Genomic DNA, 12,544 nt, shown 5'->3' with positions numbered 1-12,544 from the left:
CAATATTAGTTTTGTCTTGCCAAAGATAGTAATATAAATCCAAAAAAAGAATCTGTAAATGCTTACAGCACCTTACAGATCCTTTTCCACTTTATTCTTGCAAGACAAACACGGTCTTTATTTCTCTAATGCTTTCATTAATTCTCTTTTTACGGTATCCACTCCCGGGAAACCGGTATATTTTTGAATAACACCCCCTTCTTTATCGACAATAATATAAGTCGGAACCCCCTGTATGCTGAACTGCCTGCTCAGGTAATTCCACTGAGCTGCCGTTACCCGGTAATGCTCTCCATGAATATCCGGAATCATGTTATCCCACGTTTCTTTGGGCGAGTTCTCTCCGGCAATAAAAACATATACAATATCTTTACCTTCAAGATCTTTCTTCATCGGTTTCATCTGTTTCATAGCCATTTTGCAAGGACCGCACCAAGTCGCCCAAAAATCGACCAAAACCACCTTACCCTTAAATTTAGAAATGATGGAATAAAATAAATCTTCATCTTTTACTTCTCCGGATTCATTAACGGTATAACCCTTCTTTTTCTTATTAGCTTCAATCGTTTCCAAAAGACGGTTGTTCATCTTTGTCAGTCTGCCGAGATAATAAGGGTCACTCATCTTCCGTATCTCCTCAAAATCATGTACAGTCAATGGAGTGAAGTCACTGATTTTCTGAGCATATTTCATCATTTTCTGCAAGTCGAAAAAAAGTCCTTGGTCTGTGCCCAAATATCCGGCTATAATCTTTTTCAAAATATAGTCTTGCTGCATAGAACTGAATTCTTTAAACAATTCATCGTATTTTATTCGCAATTCGCCCATTTTTTCCTGATAGACAGATGTTTTTCCGGTATCTGTATCAGCCTTGAACTCACGTATTATCTTAGCATCTTCAGCAGAAACTTTATCGGAAGAGAGAATAAACGCAAATATATCACTCAACTCATCATCCATCTTCACCCTCAGATAGCCCATTCCCCTTACCAAATCAGCATAACCATTGGCATAAAGCATGACAGGCGAGTTCAGTATATTCAACTGCCGGATATAGTCATAGAAATCATCACTCAATTCCGGTTGTTTAAACTTTTGATAAGCTTCACGAGCCGGTAATCCACTGCACTGCACATAAGCATAGGCTAAATTAGAACTTACACGGGTCAATGTCAAAGTACAAAGCAAATCATTCTGAGCCAATAAAAGCTCCCGGTATGCCTGACTTCTTTTCTTATCGGAACAGATAGCGGATTTGGTTTCTTCATATTTTTTCAACCAATAAGCTTTATACTGACCGGCAGTCATATTATATAAATCATTCATATTCCAATGAACCATTCCCCATACATCCATCAAATGTTCATCATCGGTTATCATTTCATCATTCAAAGCCGCCATGGTACCTGAAAAATAGACTTTCTTTCCACCAGCACGCTTGCCTTTCAACAATTTGCTTTCAGAACGACTCAACTCACGCAAGTTGACAGCCATATCCAATTCACCACCGGGAACCAAAAAGACGTCAAAATAAATATCACGTCCCACAGAAAAACTGACCGTAGTCGGAGCACAAAGTTCAATCTCTGTCCGAAATGTTCCGTCTTCATTCACCTTTATTTCAGTATCCTCAAATTTTGCCGTCAACAAATCACAAATCCTACAAGAAAACGGAAGTGCATAGTGCTTCTCATAGTCTAACAAACGACCGGTTATCACTGATTTGCCATCTTTCAATTCAGCCTTAGGCAACGGTTCAGCGTAATTCAATTTCTGTTTCTTCACATCATCCGATAAATCCAATTCCGGTAATTTACCATCCAAATGGATTCCCCATACCTTGAAACAGTCCTCACAATCGCTCTCAATGAAATCAATCACTTTCACTGTAGGGGGCAATAACGGAAAAATAAGACTAAAAGAAGCTTCACCGCTATCGGGCATCCAAAATTTTTCGCCCAAGGTAATTCCATTACCGGAACGAATCGGATACTTCTCTCCATTATCAGCCAACAAATAACTTTCATTACTTATCTGAATCCAATTATGAGGACGGAAAAAGGCTTTTACATCCAATACGGTTGCCGTATCCGAAACCACCACTCTGTCTATCTCGATAGTAGAAGAGCTACGAGCGATGAAAGGCGGCTGTTTAACCACCCTGTCTTTTGCCTGCAAAAGGCAGCAACTCACCATAGCAAGCAGTAAAATACCAAAGTTTTTCATTGTATCTTTTTTTTAAACATACTTACTTATTTCCCAAGTTCCTATCCAAAAGATTCTTTACTTCTTCGTATGCCTTTGTATATCCACGGGCCAAAGTAATACCATCCGGAGAGATTAACATAAGAATGGGAACTCCTGAAAAATAAAGGTCTTTCACTATAAAGCCATTGCCCTCATCCTCTGTGTAAACTGTAGTCCACGGATGGCTTAGCAATCCCTGTACCCGTTCATCTTTCTTAAACTCTTCAGAACTTCCCTGCAACGATTTCAACAAATCATCACGGGTAAATCCCAATACCTCCAAACCTTTTTCATGATATTTTTGATAGAGATCCGTTATTTTAGGATTTACCCAAAAAGTACTAGGACATAATCCCCAATGATAAATCAACACATATTTGCCTTTATAATCAGACAAAGACACCTTCCGGCCGTCTTTATCTGTCACTGTAAACTCCGCTGGCGCAAAGCCTACTTCAATATTCTTCAATACAAGCAATTGCTTGTCAAGTATTTGTCCAAAATATGAATTTTGAACCTCTGGAGTAAATTGTGCCAAACGCTCTTTCACATCCTTATAAGTAGCATCAAAAACAAAAGCGGATGCATACATAAAAGCGGCATATTCCATATCGTTCACTTTCAATGCCAGACTATCACGAACAGTCTTCAGCATTAGCGGACGATGATATTCATTATACATTTGCCCGTATTTTGCCACACTATCATTTTGCTTTGTATCCTGATATTTCAGTATCTGACTGAAGATATCAATCATTTCAGTATTGGAAGACGCAGTCAGGCTATCATACCTAGCCACCAACGAATTGTCATAAAAACCACCCGAATGACGAACCGCACCCAAGTAATCCAAAGACCCTTCCAGTTTTATATCATCACCTACGCGAGCTATAATCTCAGCTCCGCGAATACAACTCCGTAACGGTTCACCCACTTTAGGCTGATGCGTCAATAAATAAAAAGTAGTATGTTCCATAGGAATAAAAGCCGAGAAAATCCCCTCCTTTTCCACCAATATGGTATCTGTCCCGTCTTCTTTCCAATCGGGTAATAAAAAAGTTTTAAGAAAAAGAGTATCTCCAACCTGAAGCCCTTCCAAATGACCGGATAGTTTAAAGCCATCGGTCTGCATAGTTTGCCGGCATGACACTAGAGCCACTGCAAAGAGTGCCAAAGCTAAAATTTTCTTCATATATTCTTACTTTTATATAAATGACTTCCGTTATTTTGCATGACGAAGTGCCAACGTATCTTTTTTCTCTACAGGAAATGACTTTGTCGGAATATCACCTCTAAAGAAACCTTCCTCCTTTATTTTTTTGATACGTTTCCATGCCTGCTGGTAAAGTGTTATGCGGTCTTCCACCGGGTTCCCGTCTTCGTCCAAGGCATAACGCTGATCTTCGGAAACTGTAGCCATGTATTTCCTATAATAGCGAATGGCATTCTTCTCATCTTCTTTCCAATCATAGAGACAGGCTATTTTATAAAGAATGGAGTTTTTCTTTGTATAAATATATAACTTCTCCAAGGCTTCCACCTCTTTCTTTGTATCCCCCGCATAATCGTAACATTCTACCAACCCGTCATAAAGACGTACCATCATACTATCAGAAGGAACTGCTATGCGGAAGGCTTCTTCCATATATTCCACACCCTCCTTTTTCCAGGAAGTGCGTGCCGAAGCTTTTGCCAGATAATAGAGCACATTCACATCCATCGGATTTTTTTGATAAGCTTCTTTCAGATTATCGTATGCACCGTAAAACCAGTTATCCCCATAATGGGATACACCTAAATAGTAAAGAGTGAGAAAACTACGATCACCCAGTTCTTTTAATGACTCATAGCGTTTTACCGCCGTTCCGTACTCTTTCAGCATACAATAAGCCTTCGCATTCTGGCGGTTCACATCTATATTGGTGGTATCGGACAAACGATAAACTTCCGTCACATCAACAGCATCTTTAAACTGCTGATTGTTATTAAAAATACCGGCAATGCGTGCCACTGTCTGGGCATCCAACGAATCACGCCGATAGGCTATGTTATAACTGAGGAAGGCACTGGCGGCATCCTGCAATCCCTCGTATGCCTGTCCCAGATATTTGTATCCGGTGGCCGACAAGGAATCGCGTTCCAACCAGCCATGACAAGCCGTACGCGCTTCTTCATAATCTTCGGAAGCTAATAAAGAGCGTATGAACTGCAACCGGAAAAATTTATTTTCCGGTTGCAAATTCATTGCCTTCTGATAACAGTTGGCCGCCCGACGGGAGTTACCCGTCAATTTGTAACACTCGGCAAGGTCGATCAAAACTTTTGTGTTTGTGCTGTCTTTCAAGATAAGAGAGTTCAATACCCCTATGGCTTCCGGATAACGGTTCATCGCTTTCAGCGCCTGAGCTTTGGTAATCAGCAACAAAGAATCCTGACAATCGGGTTCAATCAGCGTAACTACTGTTTCATAATCATAATTATCCATTGCCTGACGAATCCCATCATTCACCTGGGCAAACAACGAAACGGGGAGCATACATAGCAGCAGTGTTACAAATTTTTTCATATCTTTATTCTTATTGTTTCTTTGTGGTAATCAATATCACGCCATTCTTGGCTTTGGCTCCATAAATGGCAGTACCTGCCGCATCCTTCAACACCGAAATAGATTCAATGTCCGAAACATTTATTTTTTCCATTTGACTATAAGGCTTTTCTATCCCATCAACTATAAGCAATGGTTTCTCCTTCCAATCTTTCAACGAAAAAGTTTCCTTACCTATCCGCAATGGATTTTCTTGAAAAACAGTGTCTGTCTTCAACTCCAAATGACGTGCTTCATTTGATTTGATATCTTTACCGTCTAGTCTGAAAGTGACGGGAACCGTATATTTCACACGCACAGGCTGACCTTTCTGCATACCCGGTTTCCATTTCGGCATAATGGAAATGACTCGGATGGCCTCACCGTCCAAATCCGGATCAATGCTCCTGACAACTTTGGGATTGGCTATATTACCATCTTTCTCAACTACAAATTGTACAATAACCTTTCCCTGTACTCCAGCTTTCTGAGCCTCCACTGGATATTTGATATTCTTCCCCAAGAATTTCAAACATTCTCCCATACCACCCGGAAACTCAGGCATCTCTTCAACAACCCGAAAAACCGGAACTTCATCAGAAGCTTCTTCACCACCTCCATAACCTACTACAACCACTTCCTGTGTCTTAGTTGTGATTTCTCCCTCCAAATACACTTTTAAAGATTTAATTTTTCCAATAAGTTTCTCTGTAATAGTCAATTCCTTTGTTTTCATATTTATATATGAAACACTCAAAGTAGCCCCAACAGGCATTGATATAACAAAATTTCCATCTAAATCAGTGATCGTACCTGAAGTGGTACCTTTGATAATCACACTAGCACCTACAACCGGAGCGTTTGTACTTTTTTCTAATACCTGCCCTTGCACTTTTATTTCCTTTGCAGGATGTTTTTCGGGACTTTTAACCTCTTCGGTTTTCATAATTGCCGTTAAATCATTAACTTTGACGGCTGAAATCTCATCTAACTCACTAGAGATTTCGGGGCGGGCAAAGGCTGCCACGGCAATGGCTGCCAATGGAAGCACATACAGGTACTTGAGTCGTGCCCACGGATTGGATTTCTTTTTTAACATCATAGTAATACGTTTTTTAAGTGAACTGTGATTGAAGCTGTTGGCCATAGAGTAGAGCCTTGTGCCGACAGCTTTTTTTATTAATAACAACTGATATTTCTTTGCATCAATACCTTGTGCAATCACGCTTTCGTCCGCTTCGAACTCGTGTATGTTCTGTAGTTCCTGTTTCAATAACCAGGAGGCAGGATTGAACCATTGGAAAAAGATGCAGATATCCGCTATAAGTAAATCTATGGAATGTCTCTTCCGTATATGGGCATATTCATGCGTCAGTATTTCCTCACCGTTTTCCTTCAGGTCTTTCTCAGAGATCACTACAAACTTCATCCAACTGAAAGGTGCGATTTTTTTCTGATGGGTAATCAGCGTGATGCCATTTTCCTGACGGACAAGGGTGCTACCCTTTATCAGCCTCAGCATACGGGTCAGCGACCATACATTACGTAAAAAGAAGAATACAATACCCAACAAATAAACCATCAGCAGCGCTTCACGCCATGTAATGACAGATTCGGGAGCAGTTTCTATAGTAGCAGTCCGATTAAGATTAGCCATAAGTAGCAGTTCTTCCCAAGTCAGCAATTGTTGGCTGACTTCCATCGGTTCTTTCATGGTCACTTCCACAAAGGGAATGGCACAGGACAATATCAGTATTCCCAACAAAGCAATACGGTTAAAACGATGGAATGTTTCACGGCTCAGCAACAGGCGGTAAAATAAATAAAATACCGCCAGACAGACTGCCGACTTTACAATATATACAAAAAATGCTCCCATAGTATGTATTTTTAATTATTCTCTTTATCCGGATTATTCATGCGCCTTTTCCACATCCCGGATAAGCTGCTTCAATTCATCCAAAGAAATCTCCTCCTCTTTCACCAGTGAAGAAACCGCTCCTAAATAAGAGTTATTGAAATATTTACTGATAACCCCTTTCAACGTCTTCTTCTTAAAATCATCACAGCTTACCACCGCATAATACTGATAGGTATTTCCAAATACCTCATGACTGAGAAACCCCTTTTCCTCCAATCCTCTCACAATGGTAGACAGAGTATTGAAATGCGGACGCGGTTCATCATAAAAATCAAGTAACTGTTTTACAAACAACGGGCCTTTTTCCCAAAAATAACCCATAATTTCTTCTTCCTTTGCTGTCAACATTTTCATAATCTTTCTTTTGATTATCACAAAGAACTAAAACTTTTAGTTATAAAACTAATTTTCATAGTTAAAGTAAACTAAAAGCTTTAGTTACCTGCTGTGAAACAAAGTGTTTTTTCAAGATGCGCAAATATAGTGCAAACCTATTAAAATTCAAATAGTTATAAAACTAATGTTTTAATCGGATGTGGTGAATAAAGCTAAATAGAGCATATTTGGGAGTGAGTTATGTTACTTATCTGTTACCTCTTCCAATTTGCCTACTAATCGGATATAAGGCATTAGTTTTCAATATATTGCATTATTCTTCATAACTTCAAATACCTCAACAGTAATTAAATTTGTAACTAAAAAAGTTGAGTTATGAGAAGTACATTCAGAGTGTTGTTTTACACTAAAAATCAATCGATTAAGAATGGTAAAGTACCTGTAATGGGACGTATTACCATCAACAAGACCACAGCTTGCTTTAGCTGTAAGAAGGAGGTGTCTATTTCTTTATGGGACGCCAAAGCTAATAGGGCTAAAGGGAAATCCGAAGAAGCTAGAATGTTAAACCAGGAACTTGATAATGCCAAAGCCCAAATTGCCAAGCATTACCAATACATATGCGATCATGACAGTTTTGTCACAGCCAAGAAAGTCTATAGCCGCTATGTCGGTTTTAAAGAAGATTCCCACACCCTTATGGAGCTTTTCAGGGAACAGCTTGAGTCATACAAGGAGAAAGTAGGCAAGGAAAAGGCAAAAAGCACCTATCTTGGTTTAGTAGCCGATTATAAGAGCGCATTGCTTTTTTTGAAAGACAAAAAGAATGTTGAGGACATTGCACTTGATGAACTTGACAAAGATTTTATTGAAGACTATTATAATTGGATGTTGGGCACATGCGGCTCGGCCAGTTCTACAGCATTCGGACGTGTTAATACCATGAAATGGCTAATGCATATCGCTCAAGAGAAAGGTTTAATAAAAGTTCATCCCTTCACGGGTTTTGGATGTAAGCCGGGATATAAAAGACGTTCATTTCTCTCTGAAGAAGAACTGCAGAGGCTTATACATGTAGAATTGAGGTATAAACGTCAGCAGGCTATGCGTGACATGCTACTTTTCATGTGCTTCACAGGCCTCGCCTTCGCAGATCTGAAAGCAATTACTTATAAGAATATCCATACAGATTCTGATGGTGGCACATGGCTCATGGGAAACCGTATAAAAACAGGCGTAGCATACGTCGTGAAATTATTACCTATAGCAATTGAACTTGTAGAAAAGTATAAGGGTGATAACAAAAAGAAAGATTCTCCTGATTGCGTTTTCCCCGTCGGTGATTATGAAACCATGAAAAGTAGTTTTAAGGTTTTAGGGAAAAAGTGTGATTGTAATGTAAATATCACCCCTCATATCGGGAGACATACCTTTGCAGTTTTGGCTATATTGAAAGGCATGCCGTTAGAAACTTTGCAAAAAGTATTAGGACACAAATCGATTCTTTCCACACAAGTCTATGCTGAACTGATCAATCCGAAGGTTGGGGAAGATACGGATAGGATGTGCGACAAGATTGGTTCCGTGTATCGCTTGGCCAATTAGAATAAGTATGAAAAAACACCCTTCAGCAAATGTTGAAGGGTGTTTTTCGTATTCAGGCAGGTTGCTTATTTCAAGTAACGCCTGAAATCTTTATAGTTCTTTTTTAGTACCTCGTATAGCCCGCTTTCCGGATAGAGCAGTTTACCCCCGACAGAGGTAATTGAGGTATAAGGTATTGCCTTTTCATCCCGTAGTGTTTGTAATGTACGCTTGGAAACATGAAGCATCCGGCATACCTCATCTCCACTCAGATAATGTTCGTCTGCAATCGTCGGACGTATCCGTGCCGCAGCAGCCTCCAGATTTTTTCCTGTCCGTTTGATCCATCCGGTAAGTTCCTTGAACTCTTCCGAATCTTTAGTGATAATGTCTGCCATACTCTTTATTTTCTTTTTTTGATTAGTCCTTCCTCCAGAATTTGCTGGATGTCCACTTCTTTATAAAAGAATTTTCCACCGATATTAGAATAAGGAATCAGCCCGTTATCCCGGTAAGTCTGCAGTGCCCTTTTGGAAATATTGAGAGCCAGGCACACATCCTGCGCATCCAGTCACTTGTCCGGTGTTACGGGGGCTATTTTCTTTTGAAAGTCCATCATTTGCACGGACAGCATACTTAGTTGTTTCTTCAAGTCCTGATAAGCACTTGTTTCGATAATTGTCAGTTCCATGATTTATAAATTAAATTGTGAATAATGAAATTGGGTGCAAGATAAAGGGAATATTACTATAAATCAATCGTTTAGTTTCCAGTGTCGTTAATAGTCATTAATAGTCATTTTTTGTCAGCGTAGCTTTTCTTATACTTTTTATTTAACGGGGGAGTCGTGAAATCCGACATCCCTTATACAAATGGTAACTCTTTCATCTTTTTTCCTTTTTTGCCCTGCCACATTTCTTTATGATATGGATTTCTTCGGAGAAATCAGAAATATGAGTATCTTTGGAACGAAATATAGATTTAAATGGCAGGCAATAGCCTTCCAATTAGATATAGACATAACATTCGCAGAATGTCTCAAGACGGAAATCTGGTAAATTTCAATGAATAGAGGCTTTTTGTGTATTGCTTATGCTATGCTTTGTCATAGCGTGGCTTACACAGCTACTATTCATAGGTTTACCAGAACCTCCGTCTTGGAGTTGGGTAAGGCCACGCTTTCTCAAATACTTCTGCCGAATAATATTTATAGGTTAAATATTATACTTATGGCAAAACTCCAATTACTTGCAATCACTACTCTTGACGGATACCTCTTCGACAGGACTGTTTCTTCCCCTTTGTGGGATAATCCGAACAAATATGGCCTCACCAAAATACGGGAACGTGCTACACAGACTCTCGGGCCGGATGTATCTTTCATCTCATTGACACAATGGAAAAAGAAAAATGAAGGTATTTATTTCATAGAAGCGGCTCCGGATACAATTTCCGTTATAAGCAGCATGTTCAGATACTGGTTGGTGGATGAAATCATCCTTTTTGTCGCACCGTATATCCAAGGGGACGGCATACGTCTGTTTACAGAAATTCCCGGTCCTTCCTCATGGGAAATGACCGGGAACAAATGTTTCAGATCCGGTATTTGCAGGCTGGCCTACAAACGGATTGAATAACCTGCAATTATCTTCTTATCCTGACTGACTTGGTTTAGACAGGCATCTTATATTTCTCCCAATATTTTCTTGCCTTGTCCGGTCCTATCCAGTTCCGTTGGTCATCGATTCCCCTGTCCGAGAGTTGTTTCCTGACCAGCTTCTGGATATCAATCTCCCCTTTGGCTATCTTGATCAGCAGTTCGGAAGCAATCGTATTCAGCATTAAGTCCGGATTCAGTTCATCCGGTATCTCTTCCATTTCTTTTTTCATAAGTCGCTTCTTTATTTTTTAGGTTTATTATCCTTGAAAGTCATCTCAATCCTGTAATTGTCATCCAGCTCGAGTGATGCCTCATACTTCTTTCCTTTCTTGCTGGTAAACTTCAGATATCCGGTACGTTTCCCCGATAGCAGCAGGAGCATCTGATTATCCGTCAGTTCCCTGCCGTTGAACGTTCTAAATAACAGGAACCCACAATTGGGATCGCTGCATTTGGCGACCTTGTTAAAGACGATAATCGTTTCTGCTCCGCATTTGGGGCAGTTACAATGTGGCAAGTCCGGATGGTTAAGTTTCAGGGCAAGCAGTTCCGAGGTGATTTGTTGGGTATAGGAATTGATGCTCTGAGTAAATGTTTCCGTGGAAACTTTGCCGGTTTCGATTTCATGCAAGGCGCATTCCCACCCTCCGGTCATGCTCACGTTGGCGATCATCTTCTCTTTTACAATATCATATACTTCCAGTCCTTTGGGAGTGGGAATCAGTGACCGTCCGTTTCTTTCCACGTAGTGTCTGGCAATGAGCAGTTCGATGATTCCGGCACGTGTAGCCGGTGTACCCAAGCCGGAATCCTCCATTGCCTCTTTTTCCTTTTCATCGTCCAATGTTCTGCCACAACCTTCCATCGCAGCAAGCAGGCTTGCCTCAGTGAATATGGGCTGCGGTTTGGTTTTCTTGACCAATGTATCAATACCGAGCACGGGCAATATTTCGTCTTCCTGAAATTCGGGCAGAAGACTTCCTTCTTCTTTCTCACTGGGTTCGTTATAGATGCCTCTCCACCCCGGAACTTTGATTTGGCTTCCTTTTATCCCGAAAAGAACGCCGTTACAGTCCGCTTGTACGGATACCGTTTCTTTCAGGCATTTGCCGGAGAAAGCCTCCAACATGCGTCCCGCGATCATGGAATAGATATTCTGCTCGTCAAGGGAAAGCCTCTGGGGATAGTTCTCCGTAATGATTAACGCATGATGGTCCGTCATCTTGCTATCGTCCACACAGTGCCGGTTTAAAGGCTGGTTACAGAGGTTTTCCGCATGCCATGTGAAACGGGGATGTTGCTTAAGCAGGCCGATGAGGGAAGGGACTTGTTCGAAGATGTCTTCTGTGATATAGCTACATCCGGTACGGGGATACGAAATGTAGCCTCCTTCATATAATTTTTGAGCAATGTTCAGCGTCTGTTCTGCGGTCAGTCCGAGTTTGGTATTGGCACTTCGTTGCAGGGCGGTCAGGTCATAAAGTAGCGGAGCTTCTTCTGGAACCTCTTTCTTCTCCACTTGCACCACTTTGGCTGTCGTCTCTTCATACACTTTTTTACGGTCCACATCGAGTTTTTCCGGTGTATCATATTTCCCGGTACAGGTTAAGACGAGTTCTTTCCCTGCTTTCGTTGTCCGTAGCTGTAGCAGATAATAGGGTTTGGCTATAAAATCCCTGTTGTCCAGATATCGACGGCAAATCATGCCAAGTGCCGGTGTCTGTACTCTTCCCAGAGAATAGTTACTCTTGCCTGCAGCCATGCTCAAAGACAGGCTGGCATTCATACCGACGACCCAATCTGATTCTCTCCTGGCTTTAGCGGCACGGTACAGGTTGTCAAACTCCTTACTTGATTTGAGGCTATCAAATCCTTCCCGTATCGATTTTTCTGTCATGGAAGATATCCACAAGCGTTTGGTTTCCTTATGATATCCCAGATATTCAAGCACATATCTCATAATTAACTCTCCTTCCCGCCCTGCATCAGTACAGGATATCACTTGATCAGCCTGACCCAACAGTTTACGGATTACTTCCAATTGTTTCAGAGCCGTCGGATCAGCCTTGTATCCATCTTCGGTTTTAATCTGACGGACAACCAGTTTGAACGGGTCGGGAATAATAGGCAGCATCTCCTTTTCCACATGGACAATGCCGTAGTCTTGAGGCAGGGCCAATGCCAACAGATGGCCGTAAGTTCATGTGACGGC

The 12,544-nt window shown here is 40.9% G+C and carries 11 protein-coding genes; 2 read left to right on the top strand and 9 right to left on the bottom strand.

Features of this window, described 5'->3' with window-relative positions; all coding sequences use genetic code 11:
• Positions 1–117: 117 nt before the first annotated feature.
• From AB5062_RS01480 to AB5062_RS01460, 5 genes are read right to left on the bottom strand one after another with little or no spacing between them, the layout of a single operon-like run.
• A complete protein-coding gene (locus tag AB5062_RS01480) occupies positions 118–2,226 on the bottom strand; it encodes a TlpA disulfide reductase family protein (protein WP_032952736.1) in 2,109 nt (702 codons plus the stop codon).
• Between the two features lie 22 nt (positions 2,227–2,248).
• Positions 2,249–3,439: a peroxiredoxin gene (locus AB5062_RS01475; protein WP_032952737.1), complete on the bottom strand. Its 1,191-nt coding sequence runs from the start codon at positions 3,437–3,439 to the stop codon at positions 2,249–2,251.
• A 30-nt stretch (positions 3,440–3,469) separates the two neighbouring features.
• A complete protein-coding gene (locus AB5062_RS01470) occupies positions 3,470–4,813 on the bottom strand; it encodes a lipopolysaccharide assembly protein LapB (RefSeq protein ID WP_005843058.1) in 1,344 nt (447 codons plus the stop codon).
• A gap of 10 nt (positions 4,814–4,823) precedes the next feature.
• Positions 4,824–6,710, bottom strand: a complete 1,887-nt coding sequence (locus AB5062_RS01465; RefSeq protein WP_005843060.1) for a M56 family metallopeptidase — start codon at positions 6,708–6,710, stop codon at positions 4,824–4,826.
• Between the two features lie 33 nt (positions 6,711–6,743).
• A complete protein-coding gene (locus AB5062_RS01460) occupies positions 6,744–7,106 on the bottom strand; it encodes a BlaI/MecI/CopY family transcriptional regulator (protein ID WP_007831675.1) in 363 nt (120 codons plus the stop codon).
• A gap of 357 nt (positions 7,107–7,463) precedes the next feature.
• Between AB5062_RS01460 and AB5062_RS01455 the strand changes: the two genes are divergently transcribed.
• Positions 7,464–8,693: a site-specific integrase gene (locus tag AB5062_RS01455; RefSeq protein ID WP_004311878.1), complete on the top strand. Its 1,230-nt coding sequence runs from the start codon at positions 7,464–7,466 to the stop codon at positions 8,691–8,693.
• Between the two features lie 65 nt (positions 8,694–8,758).
• On the opposite strand, the gene AB5062_RS01450 is transcribed toward AB5062_RS01455, so the two are convergent.
• Positions 8,759–9,070: a helix-turn-helix domain-containing protein gene (locus AB5062_RS01450; protein WP_004311879.1), complete on the bottom strand. Its 312-nt coding sequence runs from the start codon at positions 9,068–9,070 to the stop codon at positions 8,759–8,761.
• Between the two features lie 5 nt (positions 9,071–9,075).
• Positions 9,076–9,243, bottom strand: a complete 168-nt coding sequence (locus AB5062_RS01445) for a helix-turn-helix domain-containing protein (RefSeq protein WP_008771129.1) — start codon at positions 9,241–9,243, stop codon at positions 9,076–9,078.
• Between the two features lie 658 nt (positions 9,244–9,901).
• On the opposite strand from AB5062_RS01445, the gene AB5062_RS01440 reads away from it, so the two are divergent.
• Positions 9,902–10,309, top strand: coding sequence for a deaminase (locus AB5062_RS01440; protein ID WP_004311882.1), 408 nt, complete (start codon positions 9,902–9,904; stop codon positions 10,307–10,309).
• A gap of 34 nt (positions 10,310–10,343) precedes the next feature.
• Here the strand turns inward: AB5062_RS01440 and AB5062_RS01435 are convergent, their stop codons facing one another.
• Together AB5062_RS01435 and AB5062_RS01430 are read right to left on the bottom strand one after the other, a co-directional pair.
• On the bottom strand, positions 10,344–10,562 hold the full coding sequence (locus tag AB5062_RS01435) for a hypothetical protein (RefSeq protein ID WP_004318621.1): 219 nt from the start codon (positions 10,560–10,562) through the stop codon (positions 10,344–10,346).
• A gap of 11 nt (positions 10,563–10,573) precedes the next feature.
• Positions 10,574–12,466: a type IA DNA topoisomerase gene (locus AB5062_RS01430; RefSeq protein ID WP_005680137.1), complete on the bottom strand. Its 1,893-nt coding sequence runs from the start codon at positions 12,464–12,466 to the stop codon at positions 10,574–10,576.
• Positions 12,467–12,544 lie beyond the last annotated feature (78 nt).

Source organism: Phocaeicola sp. RTP21359st1_B8_RTP21360_211022, from assembly GCF_040911965.1.
In the GTDB taxonomy this organism is placed as follows: Bacteria; Bacteroidota; Bacteroidia; order Bacteroidales; family Bacteroidaceae; genus Phocaeicola; species Phocaeicola vulgatus.
The sequence above is the reverse complement of the archived record's forward strand: the minus strand, read 5'-3'. Positions and strand labels throughout refer to the sequence as shown.